The sequence below is a fragment of the Lachnoclostridium sp. Marseille-P6806 genome (genome assembly GCF_964238185.1).
GTDB lineage: Bacteria > Bacillota > Clostridia > Lachnospirales > Lachnospiraceae > Brotaphodocola.
Genome location: NZ_CAXSLG010000009.1, coordinates 42,014 through 67,084, shown reverse-complemented (window position 1 = coordinate 67,084; position 25,071 = coordinate 42,014). Strand labels below are relative to the sequence as shown.

Below are 25,071 nucleotides of genomic sequence, written 5' to 3'. Positions count from 1 at the left end.
ATTATGACAGAAGCGAGAAAGAGCCTGATGGAAAAAAACAGGATCGTTTTAAAAATAGGTTCTTCTTCTTTGACCCATCCGGCCACAGGGGAATTGAATCTATGGAAGATAGAGCGGCTGGTACGGATTATCTGTGATCTAAAAGGAGAGGGAAAAGAGGTAGTTCTTGTTTCCTCCGGCGCCATAGCTGCAGGCCGTCAGGCTCTGGGCGGTCAGAAACGTCCGGATACCATTTCGGAAAAACAGGCCTATGCGGCAGTGGGACAGGCGCGTTTGATGATGGTGTACCAGAAGCTGTTTTCGGAGTATAACTGTGTGGCAGCCCAGGTTCTTTTAACTAAGGACACTATGACAAATGACGTTTCCCGGTACAATGCCCAGAATACTTTTGATGAGCTTTTAAGTCTGGGCGCTGTTCCGATTGTCAACGAAAACGATACAGTTTCCACACATGAGATTCAGTTTGGCGATAATGACAGACTGTCTGCTATTGTGGCAGCTCTTATTGGAGCGGATCTCCTGATTCTGCTTTCGGACATTGACGGTTTGTACACAGATGATCCCCGGACTAATCCTCAGGCTCGTTTTATCAGTCTGGTAGAGGAGATTACACCAGAGCTGCTTTCTATGGGAAAGGATACCTCCGGAAGCGATGTGGGAACCGGGGGAATGTCTGCCAAGCTGGCAGCAGCGAGGATTGCAACAGACAGCGGCTCAGATATGATCATTGCCAATGGAGAGGATGTGGATATTATCCACGATTTGATGAAGGGGGAGGACAGGGGAACCCTGTTTATGGCTCATGCGAACCTGGATTTTGATTTGATGGATTATATTAATACGAAATACTAATTTAGAGCATGAGATGCGAGATACGAATACCAAATACAGAATAAAAAAGAGCAGATAAGGAGAATGACAAAATGGATCAGAATAAAATTGACCGCATTAACGCGCTTTATCATAAATCGAAGGCGGTTGGCCTGACTGAAGAGGAAAAAATGGAGCAGGCAGCTCTGCGGAAGGAATATATTGAAACCATTCGCAAAAATATGCGGGCTCATTTAAATAATATTTCCATTCAGGAAAAGGATGGAACGATTACGGATCTGGGGAAAAAATATGGTGGAATCAAAGATATCCAGTCATAAGAAGGAAATACGCCGCCAGATCCGGCAAAGGGAGCAGGAGTTATCTCCGGAAACAAAGCGGAAGTTAGATGAGCTTCTGGGAAAACGGCTGCTTACGGAGCTTCTAAGGCTGCAGGGAGATGGGAAGGATCCAATTTACTGTTATGTTTCCTGTGGAAAAGAGGCAGATACCAGATGGCTTTTAAAGAGTCTCTGGGAGAGAAAGCTTCGGACTGCTGTTCCAAGGGTTGCGGGAGAACAGATGGAATTTTTTGAAATAACCGGTTTTTCTGATTTGGAGCCGGGATATTTTGGAATTCTGGAACCGCGGGAGGGATGCAGAAGAGCGTGCTGCCCGGAGTCTGTGATCCTTGTGCCAGGAGCGGCTTTTTCCAGGAATGGAAAGAGACTGGGAAGAGGCGGAGGCTTTTATGATCGTTTTCTGGAACGGGAGCCAAAGCATAAAAAAATTGCGGCAGCCTATGAATATCAAATGATGGAGACACTGCCGTCAGAGGTTCACGATGTGCCGGTGGACATGGTGGTGACAGAGAAAGAATGTTACATTTGCAGGACAGGGGAGGAATAAAAATGGCAATGGATTTGACAGAGCTGGGAAGACAGGCAAGGGAAGCAGCAGCTGTTTTAAACAGCCTTGGTTCCGAAGATAAGAACAGGGGGCTGAGAGAGGCAGCTCAGGCACTTCTGGACGGACAGAATATGATTCTTGCAGCAAATAAAGAGGATATGGATCGGGCCAGAGAAAATGGAATGAGTCAGGGACTGCTGGACAGACTGGCCTTAACTCCGGCGCGGATTCGTGGAATGGCTGAGGGAATGAGTCAGGTTACGGCCTTAGAGGATCCGGTGGGAGAGGTTTTTTCCATGAAGCCCCGGCCCAACGGACTGATGATTGGAAAAAAGAGAGTGCCTCTCGGAGTAGTCGGAATCATTTATGAGGCGCGCCCCAATGTAACGGCAGATGCCTTCTGTCTCTGTTTTAAGACGGGCAATGCCGTGATTTTAAAAGGGGGAAGTGATGCGCTTTCCTCGAACCAGGCGATTGTCTCCTGTCTGCAGAAGGGACTTGCTGCAGCAGGACTGCCTGTAAATGCCGTTCAGCTGATTGCAGATACGGACAGGGAAACAACAAGGGCCTTTATGCGCCTGAATCAATATGTGGATGTGCTGATTCCCCGGGGCGGAGCAGGTCTGATTCGGACCGTAGTAGAAAACAGTACTGTTCCGGTCATTGAAACAGGAACAGGAAACTGCCACATTTATGTGGATGAAACTGCGGATTTTAAAATGGCTCTGGATATTATTGAAAATGCGAAAACTCAGAGAATTGGCGTCTGCAATGCCTGTGAGTCTCTGGTGATTCATAAAGCAGCTGCAGAGGCATTTCTGCCGCTTTTAAAGAAACGTCTTCAGGATCAGCAGGAGGAAGGCCGGAAGGTAGAAATCCGCGCCGAAGAAGAGGCATGCCGTATGGTTCCAGAGTTTGTTTTGGCTTCGGAAGAAGATTGGGGATGTGAATATCTGGACTATATTCTTTCAGTAAAGCTTGTAGATTCTCTTGATGAAGCTATCCGACACATTAATCGTTATAATACAGGCCATTCCGAGGCGATTATTACGCAGGATTACAGCCATGCTCAGGAATTCCTGGATCGAATTGACGCGGCAGCAGTTTATGTCAATGCATCGACCCGTTTTACAGACGGCAATGAATTTGGCTTTGGGGCGGAAATCGGAATCAGCACTCAGAAGCTTCACGCCAGAGGTCCTATGGGGCTGGAGGCATTGACTACAACAAAATATATTATTTACGGCAACGGCCAGGTTCGCGGATAAGTGAAAATGACAGATAGAAGGTACACAGCAGCGTTTGCCGGTGTCAAAGAATGAGGGCGGAGGAAGAAAAAAATGCGGATGTACATAATCCGTCATGGAGAGACGGAATGGAATGCAGCAGGACGGCTGCAGGGACAAACGGACATTTCCCTGAACGAAAACGGAGTGCGTTTGGCCAGGATTACAGGGCAGGCGCTCAGCCATGTAAAATTTGATTTGATTATTACAAGTCCTCTGAAAAGAGCCAGACAGACGGCAGAGCTGGTAACAGAAGGGAAATCCATTCCCATTTTTGAGGATGCCCGGATTAGCGAAATCAGCTTTGGTTCCTGGGAGGGACTGGGAAGCCGGAAACATAATTTTCAGATTCCCTCAGAGCATTTTCAGGATTTTTATGAGGATCCCTTCCACTTTCAGAATGCTGAGGATGGAGAATGTATAGCAGATCTCTGCGTTCGTACAAGATCTTTTTTTCAGGGGCTGCTCAAGTCACGCAGCTATCAGGATAAGACCATTCTGATTGCCAGCCATGGCTGTGCCTGCAGAGGAATCCTTAACAATGTATACGAGGATAAGGAAAATTTCTGGCATGGAAAGGTTCCGCCCAACTGTGCAGTCAGTATTGTAGATGTTGAGGATGGAAAAGCGGTACTTACAGCGTCAGACCAGATTTATTATGATCCGGCGGAATGTGTGGATTTCAGAACAGGGAAGCCAGCAGGGGCAGATGCTTTGCAACCGGCCCATTTTGTGATATAATGGTTTGGATTTTTTCGCTTACAGAAACAGATTGCAAAGAGGATTTCAGATATGAACAAAGAAAACAAGATTCAGAGATTTGATAAGATGCAGCAGCAGGCTCCGGCAGAAGAGGGAGCCCGCCAGTATTATTTTATTGAACAGGCTCGAACTCTCTGGAAGGAGAGGTTTGATGCACTGGTAGACAGCGGGGAGGCGGCTGGACGGTATGGCAGCAGGCTTTTAGGTCAGCTTCAGGCAGAGGGAAAATATGGCACCTTCCATATTGCTACCTTTGGATGCCAGATGAATGCCCGGGATTCTGAAAAGCTTTCCGGTATTCTGGAGCAGGCAGGATTAAAGGAGATCGATTCAGAGCATGCAGATTTTGTCCTTTATAATACCTGTACCGTGCGGGATAATGCAAACCAGAAGGTTTACGGACGTCTGGGCTATCTGCATACCCTGAAGAAAAAACAGCCGGATATGATGATTGCCCTTTGCGGTTGCATGATGCAGGAGCCGTCTGTTATTGAAAAAATTAAGAAAAGCTATTCGTTTGTGGATTTGATTTTCGGAACTCACAATATTTTTAAGCTGGCAGAGCTGCTTTGCCGCAGAATGCTGGAAAACCGTAAAATGGTGGTAGATGTTTGGGAAGGGACGGATCAGATTGTGGAGGAGCTTCCTGTAGACAGAAAATACCCCTTTAAGTCAGGGGTGAACATTATGTTTGGCTGCAATAACTTCTGCAGCTATTGTATTGTTCCCTATGTGCGGGGAAGAGAGAGAAGCCGCAGGCCGGAGGATATTCTGGATGAAATCAGAAAACTGGTGGCAGACGGTGTTGTAGAGGTTATGCTTCTTGGACAGAATGTAAATTCCTATGGAAAGAATCTGGAAACTCCGATTACCTTTGCTCAGCTTCTGCGTGAAATAAACGAGATTGAGGGGCTGGAGAGAATTCGCTTTATGACTTCTCACCCCAAGGATCTTTCTGATGAGCTGATTGAGGCCATGAGAGACTGCAAAAAGGTATGCACCCATCTGCATCTGCCGCTGCAGTCAGGAAGCAGCCGCATTTTAAAGATTATGAACCGCCGCTATACTAAGGAACAGTATCTGGAGCTTGTGGACAAAATTCGCAGCGCTATGCCGGGGATTTCTCTGACCACAGATATTATTGTGGGCTTCCCGGGGGAGACGGAGGAGGATTTTGAGGAAACTCTGGACGTGGTTCGTCGGGTACGGTATGACAGTGCCTTTACTTTTATTTACTCCAAGAGAACGGGAACGCCTGCTGCAGCTATGGAACAGGTTCCGGAGGATGTGGTGAAAAATCGGTTTGACCGGCTTTTAAAGGAGGTTCAGCAGATTTCAGCAGAGGTTTGTGGCAGAGATGAAAAAACGGTGCAGAAGGTGCTTGTGGAAAGCCTGGATGACCATCAGGAGGGATATGTGACCGGCAGAATGAGCAACAATACTGTGGTTCATTTCCCTGGGGACGAGTCTCTGATTGGAAAAATTGTAGATGTTTACCTGGAGGAATCTAAGGGATTTTATTATATGGGAAAATTTAGAGAAGACGGACAGAAGAAGGAGTAACAGAACGTGGCTGGATTATCACCAATGATGGCCCAATATATGGAGACCAAAAAACAATATCAGGACTGTATTCTGTTTTATCGGTTGGGGGATTTCTACGAGATGTTTTTTGATGACGCACTGACAGCGTCAAGAGAACTGGAAATCACGCTGACTGGAAAGGAATGCGGACTGGAGGAAAGGGCGCCCATGTGCGGCGTCCCTTATCACGCTGTGGACAGCTATCTGAGCCGCCTGGTGCAGAAGGGCTATAAGGTTGCAATTGCGGAGCAGATGGAGGATCCCAAACAGGCAAAGGGACTGGTGAAGCGGGAAGTAATCCGGGTGGTGACTCCCGGCACAATTACCAGCAGTCAGGCTCTGGATGAGACAAAGAACAACTACCTGATGGCGATTGTTTATCTGGGAGACAAAATGGGAGTGTCGGTGGCTGATATTACGACCGGAGATTTTCTGGTGACGGAGGTTGGATCGGAACGCTCTCTTTTTGATGAAATTAATAAATTTTCCCCAGCAGAAATCATATATAATGATGCCTTTGCCATGTCAGGAATCAGTCTGGATGAGATGAAGGACAGATATCATTTTGCTGTTTCTGCTGTGGATTCTCATTATTTTCAGGATGAAAGCTGCAGAAAGGTGCTGAAGGAGCATTTTAAGGTAAATGGTCTGGAGGGGCTGGGCCTTGGAGATTACGACAGTGGCGTGATTGCAGCAGGAGCAGTGCTTCAGTATTTGTATGAGACACAGAAGACGACGATGGATCACCTGACTTCCATTGTGCCGTATTCCACAGGCAACTATATGGTTCTTGATTCCTCCACCAGAAGGAATCTGGAGCTTTTGGAGACCATGCGGGAAAAGCAGAAGCGTGGAAGCCTTCTCTGGGTTCTGGATAAGACAAGAACCGCCATGGGCGCCAGACTGTTAAGAACCTGGATTGAGCAGCCCCTGATTCATAAAGAAGAGATTCTGGAGCGTCAGAAGGCCATTGAAGAGCTGAATATGAATTATATCAGCAGGGAGGAACTGCGGGAATATTTAAATCCGGTTTATGATTTGGAGCGTCTGATTGGGCGCATCAGCTACAAATCTGCAAATCCCAGGGATCTGTTGGCTTTCCGCAATTCCATTGCCATGGTTCCTTACATGAAGCAGCTGCTTCAGGAGTTTACCTGTGCCAATTTAAAAGCGCTGGAGGAGGAAATGGATCCTCTGGAGGATTTAAACGATCTGATCAGCCGTGCTATTGCAGAGGAACCTCCTGTAACTGTCCGGGAAGGAGGAATTATCCGGGACGGCTTTCATGAGGAGGCAGACCGTCTGCGCCATGCAAAGACAGAGGGAAAAACATGGCTGGCGGAGCTGGAAGCCAGAGAGCGGGATAAAACGGGAATTAAGAATCTGAAGGTCAAATACAATAAGGTATTTGGATATTATTTTGAGGTAACCAATTCCTTTAAGGACCTGGTCCCTGATTATTTTATTCGCAAGCAGACTCTGACCAACGCAGAGCGTTATACAACGGATGAGTTAAAGGAGCTTGAGGATGTAATTCTGGGCGCTGAGGATAAGCTGTTTTCTCTGGAGTATGAGCTGTTTTGTCAGGTTCGGGATGCAGTAGGAGCTCAGGTGGTACGGATCCAGAAAACGGCCCGGGCGATTGCGGAAACTGATGTATACGCCTCTTTGTCTACTGTGGCCACCAGGAATGATTATGTGAAGCCTTCTATCAATGAAAAGGGTGTAATTCAGATTAAGGCAGGACGACATCCTGTGGTAGAAAAAATGATGCGGGATGATCTGTTTGTATCTAATGATACTTATCTGGATAATGGCAAAAACAGGATTTCCATTATTACTGGTCCCAATATGGCCGGCAAATCTACCTATATGCGTCAGACAGCTTTGATTGTGCTGATGGCTCAGATTGGAAGCTTTGTACCTGCATCTCAGGCCAATATCGGCATCTGTGATCGGATTTTTACACGGGTAGGTGCGTCAGATGATCTGGCCAGCGGACAGAGTACGTTTATGGTGGAAATGACAGAGGTAGCCAATATTCTGAGAAACGCTACCAGAAACAGTCTGTTGATTCTTGATGAAATCGGACGGGGAACCAGTACCTTTGACGGTCTCAGTATTGCCTGGGCTGTGGTAGAACATATCAGCAACACCAGGCTTTTGGGAGCAAAAACACTGTTTGCCACTCATTATCACGAGCTGACAGAGCTGGAGGGGCTGATGAGCGGGGTAAACAACTACTGTATCGCAGTCAAGGAGCAGGGCGATGATATTGTATTTCTGCGTAAAATCGTCAAGGGCGGAGCAGATAAAAGCTATGGAATTCAGGTGGCAAAGCTGGCTGGTGTCCCGGATACGGTAATTAATCGTGCGAAGGAGCTGGTGGAGCAGCTGGTAGATACGGATCTGACAGCTAGAACCAGAGAGATTGCCGGTGCAAATGCCTCTGCTTCTTCCCATAAACCAGTTCCGAAACCAGACGATGTGGAAATGAGTCAGCTGACGTTATTTGATACTGTCCGAGAGGATGATATTATCCAGGAAATCAAAGATATGGAGTTGGGAAATATGACGCCCATTGATGCGCTGAATACCCTCTACCGTCTTCAGACAAAGCTGAAAAACAGGTGGAGCGGACAGGAAGGATAGGAGAATAAACCATGCCCAATATTCATGTGCTGGATCAGAGCACGATTAATAAAATCGCAGCCGGTGAGGTCATTGAGCGTCCTGCTTCTGTGGTAAAGGAGCTTCTGGAAAATGCAGTGGATGCGAAAGCGACAGCTGTAACTGTGGAGATCCGGGATGGAGGAATTTCCTTTATTCGGGTAACGGATAATGGATGCGGAATTCCCAGGGAAGAACTTCCTCTGGCCTTTCTGCGTCATTCCACCAGTAAGATACAGTCCGTAGAGGATTTGTTTACGATCTCTTCTCTGGGCTTTCGGGGAGAGGCCTTATCCAGTATTGGAGCGGTTTCCCAGGTCGAGGTTATTACGAAGACGGCAGGCTCACTTACAGGAACCCGGTATCAGATTGAGGGCGGTCTGGAAACGGGGTGTGAGGAAATCGGTTCTCCGGATGGAACGACGTTTATTGTGAGAAACCTGTTTTACAATACGCCAGTGCGGAAGAAATTTTTGAAAACTGCTGCAACGGAAGGGGCTCATGTGGCAGATCTGGTGGAAAAAATCGCCTTATCTCATCCGGAAATTTCGATCCGGTTTATTCAGAACAATCAGAACAAGCTGCACACCTCTGGAAATCACAATGTAAAAGATATTATTTATACGGTCTTTGGCAGAGAGATTGCAGCCAGCCTGCTGCCGGTGGACAAAGCAGGTGAAGCGGTGTCAGTGAAGGGATTTATTGGAAAGCCTGTGATTGCAAGAAATAACCGGAATTTTGAAAATTATTTTATTAACGGGCGTTATATCAAAAGCGGAATTATCTGCAGGGCGATTGAGGAAGCCTACAAGCCTTATATGATGCAGCACAAATATCCTTTTACTCTTCTTCATTTTACCATTGAACCTGAGTTTCTGGATGTGAATGTACATCCGACAAAAATGGAGCTGCGGTTTCGAGACAGTGAGCTGATGTTTCGCATGGTTCGAGATGCGCTGTCTCAGGCTCTGGATCACAGAGAACTGATTCCGCAGGTGGAGCTGGAGGAAAAAAGCAGTTTCGGAGCCTTGAGGGAAGGAAAAAGAACACTGAGCGGAAAGCCGGAGCTTTCTATGGGGCGGGCATCGCAGCGTCATGAGGAGGCGGCATCTCCGGGAAGAGATGCAGGATTTCAGCCCCGGTCGAAGGACTCCGTGTGGTCAGGAGAGAGCAGCCGGGCAGCAGGAGCCAGACAGATTCAGCCGGAGTTTGGACTGCTGAAATCAAAAGAGACGAAAGTGTCAGAGCTTAGACCGCTGAAACAGGAAGGAACGCGGGAACTGGAATTTGGACCGCTGAAGCAGGAAGAAGCGAGAAAGCCGGGGCTTAGACCTCTGAGACAAACAGAGACGAAAGAACCGGAGCTTAAAAACCCGGAGGAGTCCGTCTGCGTGGTAAAGGACGAGAGAGCTGCCTACGGCAGCACAAATTCTTCTTCGTCTGATGAGAAGCACAGGGAGGTTAACGAAGAGCTGACTGCCCTGCTTTTAGGCAGCAGGGAAACAGCTTCCCCCATAGACGTACAGACAGAAGAAAAGTGCGAGGAAGAAAAACAGGGACAGCAAATGGACCTCTTTGAGGAAAAGCTTCTCGATGAAAAGAGCCGGAGCCGACACAAGCTGATTGGACAGCTGTTTGACACCTACTGGCTGATAGAGTTTAATCAAAGCCTTTACATTATTGATCAGCATGCGGCTCATGAAAAGGTGTTGTATGAAAAAACCATGGCGACACTGAAAACAAGACAGTATACCTGTCAGATGGTAAATCCGCCGATTATTCTGACTCTTGGCAGCAGGGAGCAGGTAATGCTGCAGCAGAACCTTCGTTATTTTACGGATATCGGGTTTGAGATTGAACCCTTTGGAGGACGGGAATTTGCAGTTCGCGGAGTTCCGGACAATCTCTTTTCCATAGCAAAAAAGGATTTGCTGATGGAGATGATTGACGGCCTTTCTGAGGACGGAATGGCGGGAAATCCTGACATGATATATGAAAAAGTAGCTTCCATGTCCTGTAAGGCGGCGGTAAAAGGAAATCACCATATGAGTGCGGCAGAAGCAGACCGTCTGATTGACCAGCTTTTGGAGCTGGATAATCCTTATGCGTGCCCCCACGGGCGTCCGACCATTGTTTCTATGACAAAATATGAGTTGGAAAAGAAATTCAAGCGGATTGTCTGACAGAATCAGCGGATGAGCATGGAGGAAAATGGAAAGGAGTTCATGTGAAAAAGAAATTGATTGTGCTGACCGGGCCTACAGCGGTGGGAAAAACGGAGCTGTCAATCAGCCTGGCAAAGGCTGTGAACGGAGAGATTATCAGTGCAGATTCTATGCAGGTATACCGTCATATGGATATTGGCTCTGCCAAAATTATGCCTGAGGAAATGGACGGGATTCGCCATCATCTGATTGATGTTCTGGAGCCCTGGGAAGAATTTAATGTAACCAGGTTTCAGGCAATGGCAAGGGAGGCCATGGAGGGGATTTATGCCCGGGGCCATGTTCCCATTGTAACAGGGGGAACCGGATTCTATATTCAGGCGCTGGCCTATAGCATTGATTTTACAGAAAATGAGGATACCTCTCATATTCGGGAGGAGTTGGAGCAGGAAGCAAAAGAAAAAGGGCCGGAATATCTGCACGGGCTTCTCCGGCAAGTGGATCCGGATTCGGCAGAGGCGATTCATCCCAATAATGTAAAACGTGTGATTCGGGCGGTTGAGTTTTACCACTTAACAGGACAGCAGATTTCCAGCCACAACCGGAAGGAGCGGCAGAAAGAATCTCCTTATGATTTATACTATTACGTTTTAACCTGCGAGCGCGAAAGACTGTACCGCCGTATTGAACAGAGAGTGGATCAGATGCTGGAAGCAGGTCTGATAGAGGAAGTCCGCCGATTAAAGGAAATGGGATGTACCAGGACGATGGTGGCTATGCAGGGACTGGGCTATAAGGAAATTCTTGACTACCTGGACGGAAGATGCACCTTAGATGAGGCTGTTTATGTGCTGAAAAGGGACACCAGGCATTTTGCCAAGCGTCAGCTGACCTGGTTCCGCAGAGAGCGGGATGTAAGATGGATAAAGCTGGAGGATTATGAATTCGATAAAACCAGGATTCTGGAAGGGATTCTGAATAATATGGAAAAGACTTCGGAATAGGAAGAAGCGAAAAAGCATTAAGAAAATAACAGAAGAATGACAAATCAGGAGGAAGAAACTATGGAATTAGAGGCAATGTATGAAGGTCTTGGGATTACCCCGGCTGTGCAGAAATTCTGCACAGAGATAGAGGCACAGTTAAAGGAGCGGTTTGAGGCGATTGATGAAACTGCAGAGTATAACCAGATGAAGGTGTTAAAAGCCATGCAGGAGGCCAGAGTCAGTGATATTCACTTTGCAGCGACTACCGGATATGGCTATAATGATCTGGGCCGTGATGTTCTGGAGGAGGTGTATGCCAAGGCCTTTCATGGTGAAAGTGCACTGGTTCGCCCTCAGCTTATCAGTGGAACTCATGCTCTTCATGTGGCTCTTTCCGGAAATCTTCGTCCAGGCGATGAACTTCTTTCACCTGTTGGAAAGCCCTATGATACTCTGGAGGAGGTAATTGGAATCCGTGATTCTGTAGGCTCCTTAAAGGAATACGGAGTGGTGTACCGCCAGGTGGATTTATTAGAGGATGGCTCCTTTGATTTTGAAAATATCAGAAAAGCAATCAATGAGAAAACAAAGTTGGTAACGATCCAGCGTTCTAAGGGCTATGCCACCCGTCCTACTTTGTCTGTAGAAAAAATCGGCCAGCTGATTTCTTTTGTAAAGAGTGTGAAGCCGGATGTTATTTGTATGGTGGACAACTGCTACGGAGAATTTGTAGAACGGATAGAGCCCACTGACGTAGGTGCAGACATGATTGTAGGTTCTCTGATTAAGAATCCTGGCGGCGGTCTGGCTCCTATCGGAGGTTATATTGTGGGACGCAAAGACTGTATCGACCGGGCTTCCTATCGTTTAAGTGCACCGGGACTTGGAAAAGAGGTGGGAGCGAGCCTGGGATTGAATCAGTCCTTTTATCAGGGCCTGTTCTTATCACCGACTGTTGTGGCAGGCGCTTTAAAGGGAGCTATTTTTGCAGCTAATATTTATGAAAAGCTGGGCTTTGCTGTTGTACCGAACGGAAGTGAATCCCGCCATGATATTATCCAGGCTGTTACTTTTGGAACTCCGGAGGGAGTGATTGCTTTCTGTCAGGGAATTCAGGCAGCAGCGCCGGTAGACAGCTTTGTAACGCCAGAGCCGTGGGATATGCCGGGATACGATGCTCCGGTTATTATGGCAGCAGGCGCATTTGTTCAGGGCTCTTCTATTGAACTTTCTGCAGACGGCCCCATCAAACCGCCTTATGCGGTTTATTTCCAGGGAGGCCTGACCTGGTATCATGCCAAGCTGGGAATTATGAAATCTATGCAGAAAATGGTAGATGCGGGAATTATTAATACATTCTAAAGATTTCCATTTTTTGTATACAGAGCTTGTGTTTTGTGGTAAACTAAGACACGGATTCATTTCCTGTTTCGTACCGGAGAGTCACGTAAGGAGGAAATGATGAGACATATGAAAATGAAAGAACTGCCAAACAGTTCCAGACCCTATGAGCGGTGTATGAGGGAGGGCGCAGAACATCTGACAGACGCAGAGCTTCTGTCCATTATTCTCCGCACCGGCTCAAAGGGGGAGAATTCTCTGGAACTGGCAGAACGGATTCTGGCCTTAAACTGCCCGGGAGAGGGTATTTTAGGGCTTTTGCATCTTTCCCTGCCGCAGCTTATGTCTGTGAAGGGAATCGGAAAGGTGAAGGGAGTTCAGCTGATGTGTATTGGTGAGCTTTCCCGCAGAATCTGGAAAAAGAAGCATATGGAAAGAGTTATGCGATTTGAGGAACCGGAACAGGTTGCAGCATATTACCGGGAGGATCTGCGGCATATGGAGCAGGAGCAGTTTTTCCTGATGATGTTTAATACCCGGCAAATGCTGATTGGAGAGCGGATGATGTCCAAGGGCACTGTCAACGCTTCCTTAGCCGGTACCAGAGAGATCTATATTGAGGCACTGCGCTATCAGGCTGTGAGTCTGATTCTGGTGCACAATCACCCCAGCGGAGATCCGGAGCCCAGCAAAGAGGATATTCTATTAACAGAACGGGTTCGCAAGGCCGGAGAGCTTATGGGGATCCGTCTTTTGGATCATATTGTGATTGGAGACAGCGCGTATGTCAGTATGAAAGAACGAGGATTGTTATAAATGGAGTCAAAACGCAGTAAATACGTTTTAATTGGTCTGTGTGTATTCTGCATTATTTTGATAGTGGTCACGTCTTTTGTGGATGGTTTTTTGAATCCACTGAGAACCAGTATCGGATTTTTTCTGAACCCTATTCAGTCAGGTGTTAATAAAGCAGGAACGTCCCTGTACAACGGGATCAGCAATTTCAGCAGGCTGAAGAGTGCCATGGATGAAAAAGAGGTTCTTCAGGCTCAGATTGATCAGCTGATTGAGGAAAACAGCCGCCTTCAGTCTGAACAGTTTGAACTGGAGCGTCTGCGTCAGCTTTATGATTTGGATCAGGAATATATGCAGTATGAAAAAATCGGCGCCCGGGTCATTGCCAAGGATTCTGGAGACTGGTTCCAGGTATTCCGCATTGATAAGGGAGCTGCAGATGGAGTCCGGGTAGATGCCAATGTTATGGCCGGAGGCGGTCTGGTAGGCATTGTCACGGATGTAGGGGCTCACTATGCCACAGTACGTTCGATTATAGACGATGTAAGCCGCGTCAGCGCTATGGCTCAGCAGTCGGGCGATTCCTGTATTGTGGCCGGGGATCTGACTCTGTTTGGAGAAGGCCGTCTCAGGATTACCAATATTGCTACAGATGGAGATATTAAAAATGGAGACAGAATTGTTACGTCTAATATCAGCTCTAAGTTTCTGCCAGGAATTTTGATTGGATATGCGTCTGACATTACGACAGATTCCACCAGACTGACGAAATCCGGATATCTGGTTCCTGTAGCGCAGTTTGACAGTCTCCAGGAGGTTTTGGTGGTTACACAGCTGAAGGCGGAGATGACACAGGATGAGCTGATTAAGGCTCATATCAGCCAGCAGGAAGGAGAAGGCACAGCCCAGGACGGATCCGGTGAAAGTACGGCTGCAAACGGGGAAGTGGAGTCATCCACAGCAGAGATCCCGGAACGCGGGGAAGAAGAGTCAGAGAGCCGTCCGGCAGAAACCGCTGCTCCTCTAGAGACGGAGGCTGAAAGGCAGGAGCGAGAGATAGAGCCACCAGTAAACAGAGAGACTGCGCCAGCCCGCAGGGAAAACGGAGAAGGTATTCAGAACCAGCAGGAACAGACGACTCCTTCTCAGGGAGAGGTTCAGATTCAGGCATTTCCTGGGCAGCAGGGAGAACCGGCTTCTCCGGTTCCCCCTGGGACAGGCCCGTCAGGTCAGGGGGAATAAACATGAAACGGTTTTTAATCAACGTGCTGCTGCTGGTACTGGCATTTACCATTCAGAATTGTGTGATTCCGCTGATTCCTTTTTTGTCAGCATCACCGAACCTGCTGCTGATTCTGACCTTTTCCTTTGGTTTTATCTATGGAAAAGAGGCGGGGATGTATTATGGTCTTGTGGCAGGAATTCTGCTGGATTTGTTTTACAGCGGTCCGTTCGGATTTTTTACCCTGCTGTTTGTGAATGTCGGTTATTTTAACGGCATCTGCACCAAATACTATTACGAGGATTATATCAATCTGCCGCTTGTAATGAGCCTGGTAAACGAACTGATTTATAACGTATATATTTATGTGTTCCGGTTTCTGATTAGAAACCGTCTGGATATTTTTTATTATGTGCGGGAGATTGTGATTCCGGAGACTATTTTTACGGTAGTTACTACATTGCTGATTTACCGGTTCTTTCTGTTTACAAACAGAAGACTGGAAGAGATGGAAAACAGGAGAGACTGAAAAACGTGCTGAAGGATTTACTGGAAATATTACGGGAAACAGCAAAAAAGATATTGGGTTCACGAATTTTTGCGCTGGCGCTGATGTTCACCGGTATGTTTGCCATTCTGATTTTCAAGCTGTTTGACTTGCAGATTGTCAATGGAGAAAAGTATCTGGATGAGTATGTTCAGCTGACGGCCAAGACGGTGGATACACCGGGAACCCGCGGCAATATTTATGATCGCAATGGCAGGCTTCTTGCTTATAATGAGCTGGCCTATGTTGTCAGCATTCAGGACACAGGAGCTTATCCGGACAGCGCATCTATGAATAATATGCTGTTAAAGCTTGTGCATATTCTCAACCGTCACGGATATCGGGCAGAGGGACGTCTGGAAATTGCACTGAATGAAAATGGAGAGATGGTTTATACCTCCGGTTCCGGAGCGGCAGTGAAACGGTTTCTCCGGGATTATTATGGCAGGCGTTCTGTGGATGAGCTGAAGCCCGAGGAGGCTTCAGCCACCGCCCGGGAGGCTTTTGAAACCAGGTACAACCGGTACAAGCTGGGCGAGATGAAGGATGAAAACGGGAATCCTGTAATTTTGACAGATGACGAAGCTCTGCAGATTGTGGATATCCGGTATACCATGTCGCTGATTGCATATAAAAAATACGAAACCAGCGTGATTACGGGACAGATAGACGAGGAAACTGTGGCAGATATCATGGAGCATATGGATGAACTTCAGGGTGTTGGAATTGAGCAGACGACTATCCGCAAATACAATGACAGCGTTTATTTTGCCCCTATTATCGGATATACGGGAAAGGTGCAGGAGGAACAGCTTCAGGAGCTGCAGAAGGAAAATCCGGATTACGATATTAACGATGTTGTGGGAAGAACCGGTATTGAGTCGTCTATGGAGCTGGAGCTTCAGGGAGGAAAGGGACACACAGAGCTGATTGTCAATAACATGGGAAGTGTTATGGAGGTTGTTTCTGAGGTTCAGCCTACAACGGGAAATGATATTTATCTGACGATTGACCGGGATCTTCAGGTGGGAATCTATCATTTGATTGAACAGCAGCTGGCGGGAATTCTGGCAGATGGACTTGTAAATGAGGACGTAGATGCCATGGATGCAGTAGATGCTTCCAAAATCAAGATTCCAGTAAAGGATGCGTATTATCAGCTGATTAACAACAACGTACTTTCGTTGAGTAAAATGGCTCTGGAGGATGCCTCTGACATTGAAAAGGAAATTTACCGGATTTACCGGAATTCAGAAGCTGCGATCCTTGAGCAGCTTCGCTATGAGCTGATGAGCGAGCATGCAGCCGTAATGAAGGATCTTCCCCAGGATATGATGGCTTATATGGTTTATATCTACAACTATCTTTCATCCAGCGAGGTAGGAATTATTAACGAAAAAAATATTGATACGGCAAGTGATACCTACAATGCTTGGAAAAAGGATGAAATCAGCCTGCGGGATTATCTTTACAGAGGAATTGCAGACGGATGGATTGATACTACCAAGCTGGAGGTAGAAAGCAAGTATTCCAGCGCGGATGATATTTATGGTGTGCTGGTGGAATATGTTCTGAGCCATCTGGAGGGAGATATCAGCTTTACCAAGCTGATTTACCGCTATCTGATTAATAATGGTGTGATTACAGGGAAACAGCTGTGTCTGGCTCTGTATGCCCAGGGGGTTCTTCCGTATGATGAGAATCAGGTACATCTTCTGACGGTTAACGGAAATGATTATGCGTTTAGCTTTATCCGGGATAAAATTAAAAATATTGAACTGACACCGGCTCAGCTGGCTCTGGATCCCTGTACGGCAGGCGTGGTAATTACAGATGTGAATACAGGCGAGGTTCGGGCGCTGGTTACCTACCCCAGCTACGACAACAATAAAATGTCAGGCACTGTAGACGCGGCCTATTACAGCCAGCTGACCAATGATTTATCTCTTCCACTCTATAACAATGCCACACAGGCAAAGAAGGCGCCGGGCTCTACCTTTAAACCAATAACAGCCATTGCCGGTCTGGAGGAGGGCGTGATTGGCCTGGAGGAAACCATTGAGTGTACCGGCGAATACACAGAGGTAAGTCCTGCGATCAAATGCTGGATTTATCCTGGGCGCCATGGCCCTCTGAACGTAGTGGGAGGAATTGCCAATTCCTGTAACTATTTCGTAGCAGAGGTGGCTCACCGGCTTTCTACAAATAAGGATACTTTGATTTATTCTACGGATATGGGAATCGGCAAGCTTCGGGAATATGCTTCCATGTTTGGTCTGAACCGGCCGTCCGGCATTGAAATTCCGGAAAGTATGCCGGAAATGACCACAGAGGATCCGGAGCGTTCTGCCATGGGACAGGGAACCAATTCCTATTCCAATGTTCAACTTTCCCGTTATGTGGCAGCGATTGCCAATCGGGGAACGGTATTTGATTTGAGCCTTCTGGATAAGATGACAGATTCTGAAGGCAATTTGATTCAGGATTACACACCGGAGGTGACCGGTCATGTTGAGATAGCAGATTCTACCTGGGATGCAGTCCAGCAGGGAATGCGGGGCGTAGTAGCAGACGGTTCTGCTAAAAAGATTTTCCAGAACCTGGAGGTGGATATTGCAGGTAAAACAGGTACGGCTCAGGAGATCCGAACCAGAGGAAACCATGCATTCTTTATCTCATATGGACCTTATACCAACCCGGAAATTTGTGTAACGGTAAATATCCCTTATGGATATTCTTCGTCCAATGCGGCCATGGTCGCAAAGAACGTATACCGCTTCTACTACGGATATACCGATTTGGATTACATTTTAAACACCGGCGCGCTGGATGTTTCCAATGTAACCATCGGAGACTGATATTTTCAATGGAAAGCGGGGAAAAAAGTTGAAAAACAAAATTGTGATCAAAAGCAGCAAGTCAGGCATGACAGTTATCCTTGATCCCGACTGTGGATTTGAGGAGCTGATTGCCGAGCTGGCAGCCAAATTTCGGGAAAATGCCAGATTCTGGGGAAATATCCAGATGGCGCTGATGCTGGAGGGAAGAGAGCTTACTTCCAAAGAAGAATTTCAGATTGTAAACACGATTACAGAGAATTCCGGTGTGGAGATTTTGTGTCTGATTGATCATGATGCAAACCGGATTGAGCGGTGCGAAAAAGCCCTGAACCAGAAGCTGATGGAGCTGTCTGCCCGGACAGGTCAGTTTTATCGTGGAAATCTTCATCGGGGAGAAGCACTGGAATCAGAAGCCAGCATTGTGGTGATAGGAGATGTTCAGCATGGTGCCAGAGTAACGGCAAAAGGAAACATTATTATTCTGGGAGAACTGCGTGGGACAGTTCACGCTGGGGTTTCCGGAAACCGGGAAGCGGTTGTGGCTGCCATGGAAATGGCGCCTCTTCAGATCAAAATTGCTGATCTTAGTATGCATTATGGCGATAAGGGCAGAAAACTGGGGCGCGGTCCGATGATAGCAAGTGTTGAAAATTGTAATATTTGTACGAAAGCCATAAAAAAATCTTATTTTAGTATATTAAATTTGAATTAATACTGGAAATATTTGTGATTTTCATGTAAAATGGATAGGTAGAAAATTTTCAGGAGGATAGCTATGAGCGAAGTCATGGTAATTACTTCTGGAAAAGGCGGGGTCGGCAAGACTACCACCACTGCCAACATCGGAACAGGTCTGGCATTGCTGGGCTACAGCGTTGTGCTGATTGATACAGATATCGGCCTGCGTAATCTAGATGTGGTAATGGGACTGGAAAACCGGATTATTTACAATCTGGTGGATGTGGTAGAAGGCAATTGCCGTATGAAGCAGGCCCTGATAAGAGACAAAAGATGTCAAAACCTTTATCTGCTGCCGTCAGCCCAGACCAGGGACAAGTCCTCTGTGAATCCGGGACAGATGCGTAAGCTTGTGGAGGATTTGAGAGAAGAGTTTGACTATATTCTTCTGGATTGCCCAGCCGGAATTGAGCAGGGCTTCCAGAACGCCATAGCCGGTGCAGACCGAGCTTTGGTGGTGACAACACCTGAGGTATCAGCCATTCGTGACGCAGATCGCATCATCGGCCTTCTGGAGGCTTCCCAGATGCAGGAGATTGACCTAATTGTGAATCGTGTACGGATGGACATGGTGCGGAGAGGAGATATGATGTCCGTAGCAGACGTAGCCGATATCCTGGCAGTGAATGTCATAGGAGCGGTACCGGATGACGAGGACGTTGTGATCTCTGCAAATCAGGGGGAACCTTTGGTAGACACAGATACTGTGGCCGGGCAGGCATATTTAAACATCTGCAAACGAATCACAGGAGAATCTGTTCCATTTCTTGATTTGGATCCTCATCGGGGAATTCTGGTTCGCATTTCCGGCTTTTTGAAAAGAGCATAGGAGGGCGTGCCATGATGAGACAGATGATGTTGTTTCACAAAAGCAATTCCGGAGCGATTGCGCGCAGCCGTCTGAAGCTTCTTCTGGTGGCGGATAAAGCGTATTTAAGTCCGGGGTTGTTAAGCCGGATCCGAGACGATCTGGTTGTGGTTCTGTCCCGCTATGCTGAGGTGGATTCTGGACAGATGGATCTGCGCCTGACCAGAATGGAAGCTGCGGGAACCAGAGAAGGACTGCCTGTTCTGTCTGCTACCTTCCCTATCCGTCAATTTACAGCTAAGAGGAATGAAGAATGTTTTTAAATTATAACTTCAGGAATTACAACTACCGTTTATTCCTTTATGTGTTACTGCTGAATATTCTGGGGGTCCTTTTGATTAGAAGTGCGACAAATCAGGATATGGCTGTAGTTGGGAAACAGATTATGGGAATTGCTGTGGGGCTGGTGCTTGTAATAGGACTGTCCCTGTTAGATTACCACAAAGTTCTGTCCCTTGCTCCATTTATATATGGGATTTGTATTGCAGGACTGATTGCAGTACTTGTAGCCGGAGTCAGCCGCGGAGGTGCAACCAGATGGCTTGTGCTTCCGGGAATTGGACAGATACAGCCTTCAGAATTTGCAAAAATTGGCCTGATCGTATTCTTCTCCTGGTTTTTTTCAAAAAATCAGGAGAAGATCAACCGGCCGACTGTGCTGGCTCTTGGCGCAGCTTTGTATCTGATGGTGTTTCTTCTGATTTATGAACAGCCGGATCTTTCAACGGATTTGGTAACTATGTTTGTTTTTCTATGTATACTGTTTGCAGCCGGTATCAGTTACCGCTGGATTTTAGGCGGGGTGGCCGTGGTAATTCCCTGCGGCGTTTTGTTTGTTTATCTGCTGCAGTATCATATGGTTCCTTTTCTCCATGAATATCAGGTGAAACGGATTTTGGCATTTGTGAATCCCAGTCAATATGCAGAAGCAAATTTACAGCAGAAAAATTCCATTATGGCTATTGGATCAGGTATGCTTCATGGAAAAGGACTGAATAATAATACGCTGGCTTCCGTTAAAAACGGAAATTTTCTTTCAGAGGAACAGACTGATTTTATATTTGCGGTTGTTGGTGAGGAGCTTGGTTTTATCGGCTGCGCTCTGGTGATTCTTCTGATTGCCCTGATTGTTTTTGAATGTCTGATCATGGCAGCCAGAGCAAAGGATATGGCTGGAAAGCTTCTCTGTGTAGGGCTGGCAGGACAGCTGGCCTTTCAGAGCTTTTCCAATATTGCAGTAGCAACCGGGATTTTTCCCAATACAGGACTTCCTCTTCCTTTTATCAGCTATGGAGTCAGTTCCCTGATAGGAAGTTATTTTGGTATTGGTATAGCATTAAATGTTGGACTTCAACGAAGAAACAGTAACTACTAAAGGAGGTTATTTATCATATGAATATCGGTTTGATTGCACATGATTCCAAGAAAAAGCTGATGCAGAATTTCTGCATTGCATACAGAGGCATACTTTCTAAGCATGAACTTTATGCGACAGGAACAACAGGCCGTTTGGTAGAGGAGGTTACCAACCTGAATGTCCATAAGTACCTGGCAGGTCATTTGGGCGGTCAGCAGCAGCTGGCATCCCAGATCGAGCATAATGAGATGGATATGGTGATTTTTCTTCGGGATCCGCTGACGCCAAAGTCTCATGAGCCTAATGTAAATGATGTAGTGCATTTGTGTGATACCTACAATATTCCCCTTGCCACCAATCTGGCTACAGCAGAGCTGCTGATTCGCGCTCTTGGCCGCGGTGATTTGGAGTGGCGTGAGATGTATCGATAGGAGAATATGCTTTGAAACAGATGCGCAGATATTATCCGGCCCTGGCCGCGGTGGCTTTTCTGCTGTCTGGCTGTGGACAGAAGGATGCAGTTTATGACTATGGACCGGAAAAAATGACAGCAATGATTGAACAGATACCGGATGAACGGCTGCAGGCGCCTTCTTTTGCATCAGCTCTTTGTGTGATTATGGGAGATGAACCGGAGCCGGACAGTACCGTGACTGCTAAGGCTGCAGGCGTTTTTTCTCTGAAAGACGGAGAGGTTTTGATTCAGAAAAATCCATATGAGAGAATGAATCCTGCAAGTATTACCAAAATTATGACAGCTTTGATTGCTGTTCGGGACGGTGATTTGGAGGAATCGGTTACTGTGGGACAGGAAACAGTGATTACAGAGCCGGGAGCATCTCTTTGCCACATTGCGCCTGGAGATACTTTGACGATGGAGCAGCTGCTTTACGGTCTGATGCTTCCCTCTGGAAATGACGCTGGTGCGGCCATTGCCGTTCATATGGCAGGGAGTATTGAGGCATTTGCGGAGGAAATGAATAAAACCGCACATCAGCTGGGGGCAGTGGACACCCATTTCACAAATCCTCATGGCCTTACTGATGAAAATCATTATACAACTGCCTATGATCTCTATCTGATTTTTCAGGAAGCTATGAAGTATCCTGAATTTCAGAAAATTGTTGGAACAGTTAGCTATACTGCCACGTATACAGATGGAAGCGGTGCTGTGAAAATGCAGAAGTGGGAAAACAGTAACCGATATTTAAGCGGAAATGTGGCAGCGCCGGATGGGGTTACGGTTTTGGGAGGAAAAACAGGAACCACACAGGCGGCTGGCTCCTGTCTGATTCTCGGGTGTCAGGATGACAGCGAGAGCCAATATGTGGCGGTGATCTTAAAAGCAGAGAACCGAGGCACTCTGTACGAAAACATGACAAATATAATTCAGAAAATTGTCAATTAGACATTGCACATTTTAGAGATTTGTACTATAATTAGTTTAATATCAAAAGACTTTTTATACAAATTAAATAACTCAAGGAGGAGATTCATATGGTTCAGATTATCGCAGGCAGAAAAGGAAAGGGCAAAACAAAACATCTGTTGGATATGGCTAATGACAGTATTAAGAAAGCGATTGGTTCCATTGTTTATCTGGATAAGAGTTCCAAGCACATGTATGAGCTGAATAACCGGATTCGTCTGATCAATGTGAACGAGTTTCCGATTACTACCAGCCAGGGATTCGTAGGCTTTATCAGTGGTATTATTTCACAGGATCATGATATTGAAACCATGTTCCTGGACAGTTTCCTGAAGCTTGCCTGCTTAGAGGGAGAGGATATCAGCGAGACGATTGCTACTCTGGAAAATCTCAGTGCGAAATATGATGTGAACTTTGTTTTAAGCGTTTCCATGGACGGTGGCGAGATGCCGGAACAGGTTCAGAAAGACATCGTTATTTCCCTGTAATACATAGAACACGGGATTACATAAGAAAGTACGACAGCCGACAGGAAAACTGCCGGCTGTTTTTCTTTGATGCTTGCACTTTTTGGGCACAGCTTTTATAATAGACAGGTACAGCTTTACTGTTCGGGAGGAAAGACAGCTTGGCAAAGAAAAAGAACAAGAAAATTATACGCTACCGCCATCCAAGAAATATTAATGTAGGGATGATTATTTTTGCCATTATTTTTGTTTATATGGCCTTCAGCGTTTATACTTATATGAAAAAAGATAAAATACAGTTTTATGAGGTGGCAGAGGGAAGCATTGTCAACGACTACCAGCACACAGGAATGATCTTGCGGGAGGAGCGGGTAGAAACAGCAGATCGCTCAGGATATATTAATTATTATGTCCGTGAGGGAAAACGCGCGGCCATCGGAACTCGAGTTTATTCTATTGACGAGACAGGAAGCATGGCGGATTTTCTGGAGGAAAATCCAGAGGCAAATGTGACTCTGACAGAGGCAAATCTGGCAGATATCAAGCGTCAGCTTTCTTCGTTTGCTCTTTCTTATTCCGGAAGAGATTTTAGTGAAATGTATGATCTTCAGTACTCCCTGGAGGCTGCAGTTCTGGAATATGTAAATTTCAATTCCCTTGGAAATCTGGATGCGCTGCTTCAGCAGACGGGTATTTCTCTACAACAGGTTACGGCTCCTGTTTCCGGAGTGATTTCCTATGCTATTGACGGATATGAGCAGCTGGAAGCCTCTCAGGTGACAGCGGAAATATTTGACCGTTCCGGTTATTCCAAGGCAATTACAAAAGCAGGACGTCTGATTGAACAGTCTGCTCCAGTATATAAACTGGTAACCTCTGATGACTGGAGCATTGTCTTTCCGCTTTCAGAATCAGATGTGCAGGAGTATACAGGAAGGACACAGCTTCATGTGACTTTTTCCTCTAATGATTTGGAAACAGACGGCAGCTTTTCTATTATTACAGGAGCAGACGGAGCCTCATACGGTAAACTGGACTTTAGTCAGTATATGGTACAGTTTATCAGTGACAGGTATGTGAATTTTGAGGTTTCTGTGGACAGTACAGAGGGGCTGAAGATTCCTGTGACAGCTGTGACTACGAAAAATTTCTACCTGGTTCCTCTGGAATATATGGTTCAGGGCGGAGATATCTCAGCGCCGGGCTTTCTAAAAGAAATTTATACAGAAAACGGATCGGAAACAGAGTTTACTCCTGCGACAATCTATTATTCTACAGAAGATTATTTTTACATTGATATGGGCGAAAATGCGCCTTTAAAGGCTGGAGATTATGTGGTAAAGCCAGATTCACAGGATCGATATCAGATTGGCTCCAGTGCATCGCTTCAGGGTGTATACAATATCAATAAAGGATATGCTGTGTTTAAGCAGATTGAGATTTTAAATTCAAATGATGAATATTATACTATAAAGAAAGGGACCAGTTATGGACTGTCTGTTTATGATCATATTGTATTAAATGCAGACACTGTCTATGAGGGAGAGCTGATTTATCAATAGGTGAAGCAGATGAAGAATGATAGAATCAACAGCAGTATACAGGAACATATAAAAGAAGTAGAGAGGAAAATTGAGGAGGCCTGTGCCAGAGGCAATCGAAATAGGGAGGATATTACCCTGATTGCAGTCAGTAAAACAAAGCCATTGGAGGATCTTATTGAGGCATATGAAGCCGGATGTCGTGATTTTGGAGAAAATAAGGCACAGGAAATTCTGGAAAAGGCTCCGAAAATGCCGCCGGATGCCAGATTTCATATGATTGGACATTTACAGCGAAATAAAGTAAAGCAGGTTCTTCCGCATGTAGTGATGATTCATTCTGTGGACTCTGTACGTCTTGCAGAGCAGATTCAGCAGGAGGCCAAAAAGCTGGGCAAAACGATAAATGTGCTTTTAGAGGTCAATGTGGCAAAAGAAGAAAGTAAATTTGGTTTTTATCCGGAGCAGGTAATGGATGCTGTAGAGACCATCAGTAAATTTTCTCATGTGCGGATACAGGGATTGATGACGATTGCGCCATTTGTAGAGGAGCCGGAAGAGAATAGAGAAGTTTTTCAAAAATTATATCAATTATCTGTTGACATCAAAAAGAAAAACATTGATAATGTTAATATGTGTGTGCTTTCCATGGGAATGACTGGAGATTATCAGGTTGCCATTGAAGAGGGCGCATCCATGATTAGAGTGGGCACCGGTATTTTTGGTGCAAGATAAGGATTGGAGAGAGAATAAG

At 46.2% G+C, this 25,071-nt stretch carries 22 protein-coding genes and 1 pseudogene; all 23 read left to right on the top strand.

Annotation, left to right across the window (positions count from 1 at the left end; genetic code table 11):
- The first annotated feature begins 3 nt into the window (after nucleotides 1-3).
- The 23 genes and pseudogenes from proB (at nucleotide 4) to ACESON_RS12290 (ending at nucleotide 25,052) form a co-directional block, all read left to right on the top strand.
- Nucleotides 4-852 (top strand): glutamate 5-kinase, encoded by an 849-nt coding sequence (gene proB / locus ACESON_RS12400; RefSeq protein ID WP_373110184.1) that lies wholly within the window; start codon nucleotides 4-6, stop codon nucleotides 850-852.
- A gap of 71 nt (nucleotides 853-923) precedes the next feature.
- On the top strand, nucleotides 924-1,151 hold the full coding sequence (locus ACESON_RS12395) for a DUF896 domain-containing protein (protein WP_177959842.1): 228 nt from the start codon (nucleotides 924-926) through the stop codon (nucleotides 1,149-1,151).
- Nucleotides 1,123-1,719, top strand: a complete 597-nt coding sequence (locus tag ACESON_RS12390; RefSeq protein ID WP_373110181.1) for a 5-formyltetrahydrofolate cyclo-ligase — start codon at nucleotides 1,123-1,125, stop codon at nucleotides 1,717-1,719. Before ACESON_RS12395 ends, ACESON_RS12390 begins: the two co-directional genes overlap by 29 nt.
- A gap of 8 nt (nucleotides 1,720-1,727) precedes the next feature.
- Nucleotides 1,728-2,987, top strand: coding sequence for a glutamate-5-semialdehyde dehydrogenase (locus tag ACESON_RS12385; protein ID WP_177959873.1), 1,260 nt, complete (start codon nucleotides 1,728-1,730; stop codon nucleotides 2,985-2,987).
- A 72-nt stretch (nucleotides 2,988-3,059) separates the two neighbouring features.
- The gene (locus tag ACESON_RS12380; protein ID WP_373110179.1) at nucleotides 3,060-3,746 is read left to right on the top strand and encodes a histidine phosphatase family protein; all 687 of its coding nucleotides are present in this window, start codon (nucleotides 3,060-3,062) and stop codon (nucleotides 3,744-3,746) included.
- Nucleotides 3,747-3,797: 51 nt separating this feature from the next.
- A complete protein-coding gene (gene miaB / locus ACESON_RS12375; protein ID WP_373110177.1) occupies nucleotides 3,798-5,330 on the top strand; it encodes a tRNA (N6-isopentenyl adenosine(37)-C2)-methylthiotransferase MiaB in 1,533 nt (510 codons plus the stop codon).
- A 24-nt stretch (nucleotides 5,331-5,354) separates the two neighbouring features.
- The gene (mutS, locus tag ACESON_RS12370) at nucleotides 5,355-8,003 is read left to right on the top strand and encodes a DNA mismatch repair protein MutS (protein WP_177959874.1); all 2,649 of its coding nucleotides are present in this window, start codon (nucleotides 5,355-5,357) and stop codon (nucleotides 8,001-8,003) included.
- An 11-nt stretch (nucleotides 8,004-8,014) separates the two neighbouring features.
- Entirely contained in the window at nucleotides 8,015-10,204 is a 2,190-nt protein-coding gene (mutL, locus tag ACESON_RS12365) for a DNA mismatch repair endonuclease MutL (RefSeq protein WP_373110175.1), read from the top strand.
- 44 nt (nucleotides 10,205-10,248) lie between these two features.
- On the top strand, nucleotides 10,249-11,190 hold the full coding sequence (miaA, locus tag ACESON_RS12360) for a tRNA (adenosine(37)-N6)-dimethylallyltransferase MiaA (RefSeq protein ID WP_373110174.1): 942 nt from the start codon (nucleotides 10,249-10,251) through the stop codon (nucleotides 11,188-11,190).
- A gap of 60 nt (nucleotides 11,191-11,250) precedes the next feature.
- Nucleotides 11,251-12,534: a methionine gamma-lyase family protein gene (locus ACESON_RS12355; protein WP_177959848.1), complete on the top strand. Its 1,284-nt coding sequence runs from the start codon at nucleotides 11,251-11,253 to the stop codon at nucleotides 12,532-12,534.
- Between the two features lie 99 nt (nucleotides 12,535-12,633).
- Entirely contained in the window at nucleotides 12,634-13,329 is a 696-nt protein-coding gene (radC, locus tag ACESON_RS12350; protein ID WP_177959875.1) for a DNA repair protein RadC, read from the top strand.
- Nucleotides 13,330-14,148 (top strand): annotated as a pseudogene (gene mreC, locus ACESON_RS12345) (rod shape-determining protein MreC); the annotation flags it as partial.
- A 404-nt stretch (nucleotides 14,149-14,552) separates the two neighbouring features.
- Entirely contained in the window at nucleotides 14,553-15,059 is a 507-nt protein-coding gene (gene mreD, locus ACESON_RS12340) for a rod shape-determining protein MreD (protein ID WP_177959850.1), read from the top strand.
- A 5-nt stretch (nucleotides 15,060-15,064) separates the two neighbouring features.
- On the top strand, nucleotides 15,065-17,935 hold the full coding sequence (locus ACESON_RS12335) for a penicillin-binding transpeptidase domain-containing protein (protein ID WP_177959851.1): 2,871 nt from the start codon (nucleotides 15,065-15,067) through the stop codon (nucleotides 17,933-17,935).
- Between the two features lie 28 nt (nucleotides 17,936-17,963).
- Nucleotides 17,964-18,629 (top strand): septum site-determining protein MinC, encoded by a 666-nt coding sequence (minC, locus tag ACESON_RS12330; RefSeq protein ID WP_177959852.1) that lies wholly within the window; start codon nucleotides 17,964-17,966, stop codon nucleotides 18,627-18,629.
- 63 nt (nucleotides 18,630-18,692) lie between these two features.
- On the top strand, nucleotides 18,693-19,484 hold the full coding sequence (gene minD / locus ACESON_RS12325; RefSeq protein WP_177959853.1) for a septum site-determining protein MinD: 792 nt from the start codon (nucleotides 18,693-18,695) through the stop codon (nucleotides 19,482-19,484).
- Between the two features lie 11 nt (nucleotides 19,485-19,495).
- Entirely contained in the window at nucleotides 19,496-19,786 is a 291-nt protein-coding gene (locus ACESON_RS12320; RefSeq protein ID WP_373110169.1) for a cell division topological specificity factor MinE, read from the top strand.
- Complete coding sequence (locus tag ACESON_RS12315) at nucleotides 19,777-20,898, top strand: FtsW/RodA/SpoVE family cell cycle protein (protein WP_177959855.1); 1,122 nt, start codon at nucleotides 19,777-19,779, stop codon at nucleotides 20,896-20,898. Before ACESON_RS12320 ends, ACESON_RS12315 begins: the two co-directional genes overlap by 10 nt.
- Before the next feature lie 17 nt (nucleotides 20,899-20,915).
- A complete protein-coding gene (mgsA, locus tag ACESON_RS12310; protein ID WP_177959856.1) occupies nucleotides 20,916-21,311 on the top strand; it encodes a methylglyoxal synthase in 396 nt (131 codons plus the stop codon).
- Nucleotides 21,312-21,331: 20 nt separating this feature from the next.
- The gene (locus ACESON_RS12305) at nucleotides 21,332-22,288 is read left to right on the top strand and encodes a serine hydrolase (RefSeq protein ID WP_177959876.1); all 957 of its coding nucleotides are present in this window, start codon (nucleotides 21,332-21,334) and stop codon (nucleotides 22,286-22,288) included.
- 89 nt (nucleotides 22,289-22,377) lie between these two features.
- Nucleotides 22,378-22,797 (top strand): twitching motility protein PilT, encoded by a 420-nt coding sequence (locus tag ACESON_RS12300; protein ID WP_177959857.1) that lies wholly within the window; start codon nucleotides 22,378-22,380, stop codon nucleotides 22,795-22,797.
- Nucleotides 22,798-22,937: 140 nt separating this feature from the next.
- Nucleotides 22,938-24,338, top strand: coding sequence for an HlyD family efflux transporter periplasmic adaptor subunit (locus tag ACESON_RS12295; protein WP_177959858.1), 1,401 nt, complete (start codon nucleotides 22,938-22,940; stop codon nucleotides 24,336-24,338).
- 9 nt (nucleotides 24,339-24,347) lie between these two features.
- A complete protein-coding gene (locus ACESON_RS12290; protein ID WP_373110165.1) occupies nucleotides 24,348-25,052 on the top strand; it encodes a YggS family pyridoxal phosphate-dependent enzyme in 705 nt (234 codons plus the stop codon).
- The last annotated feature ends 19 nt before the right edge of the window (nucleotides 25,053-25,071 follow it).

Excerpts from the sequence above, each read along its gene's own strand:
- mutL (WP_373110175.1), top strand. The coding sequence starts at position 8,015 with ATGCCCAATATTCATGTGCTGGATCAGAGCACGATTAATAAAATCGCA.
- ACESON_RS12320 (WP_373110169.1), top strand. The coding sequence starts at position 19,496 with ATGATGAGACAGATGATGTTGTTTCACAAAAGCAATTCCGGAGCGATT.
- ACESON_RS12315 (WP_177959855.1), top strand. The coding sequence starts at position 19,777 with ATGTTTTTAAATTATAACTTCAGGAATTACAACTACCGTTTATTCCTT.
- ACESON_RS12385 (WP_177959873.1), top strand. The coding sequence starts at position 1,728 with ATGGATTTGACAGAGCTGGGAAGACAGGCAAGGGAAGCAGCAGCTGTT.
- mutS (WP_177959874.1), top strand. The coding sequence starts at position 5,355 with ATGATGGCCCAATATATGGAGACCAAAAAACAATATCAGGACTGTATT.
- ACESON_RS12395 (WP_177959842.1), top strand. The coding sequence starts at position 924 with ATGGATCAGAATAAAATTGACCGCATTAACGCGCTTTATCATAAATCG.
- radC (WP_177959875.1), top strand. The coding sequence starts at position 12,634 with ATGAGACATATGAAAATGAAAGAACTGCCAAACAGTTCCAGACCCTAT.
- ACESON_RS12290 (WP_373110165.1), top strand. The coding sequence starts at position 24,348 with ATGAAGAATGATAGAATCAACAGCAGTATACAGGAACATATAAAAGAA.
- mreD (WP_177959850.1), top strand. The coding sequence starts at position 14,553 with ATGAAACGGTTTTTAATCAACGTGCTGCTGCTGGTACTGGCATTTACC.
- ACESON_RS12380 (WP_373110179.1), top strand. The coding sequence starts at position 3,060 with ATGCGGATGTACATAATCCGTCATGGAGAGACGGAATGGAATGCAGCA.
- ACESON_RS12305 (WP_177959876.1), top strand. The coding sequence starts at position 21,332 with ATGCGCAGATATTATCCGGCCCTGGCCGCGGTGGCTTTTCTGCTGTCT.
- ACESON_RS12300 (WP_177959857.1), top strand. The coding sequence starts at position 22,378 with ATGGTTCAGATTATCGCAGGCAGAAAAGGAAAGGGCAAAACAAAACAT.
- ACESON_RS12390 (WP_373110181.1), top strand. The coding sequence starts at position 1,123 with ATGGTGGAATCAAAGATATCCAGTCATAAGAAGGAAATACGCCGCCAG.
- miaB (WP_373110177.1), top strand. The coding sequence starts at position 3,798 with ATGAACAAAGAAAACAAGATTCAGAGATTTGATAAGATGCAGCAGCAG.
- mgsA (WP_177959856.1), top strand. The coding sequence starts at position 20,916 with ATGAATATCGGTTTGATTGCACATGATTCCAAGAAAAAGCTGATGCAG.
- minD (WP_177959853.1), top strand. The coding sequence starts at position 18,693 with ATGAGCGAAGTCATGGTAATTACTTCTGGAAAAGGCGGGGTCGGCAAG.
- ACESON_RS12355 (WP_177959848.1), top strand. The coding sequence starts at position 11,251 with ATGGAATTAGAGGCAATGTATGAAGGTCTTGGGATTACCCCGGCTGTG.
- proB (WP_373110184.1), top strand. The coding sequence starts at position 4 with ATGACAGAAGCGAGAAAGAGCCTGATGGAAAAAAACAGGATCGTTTTA.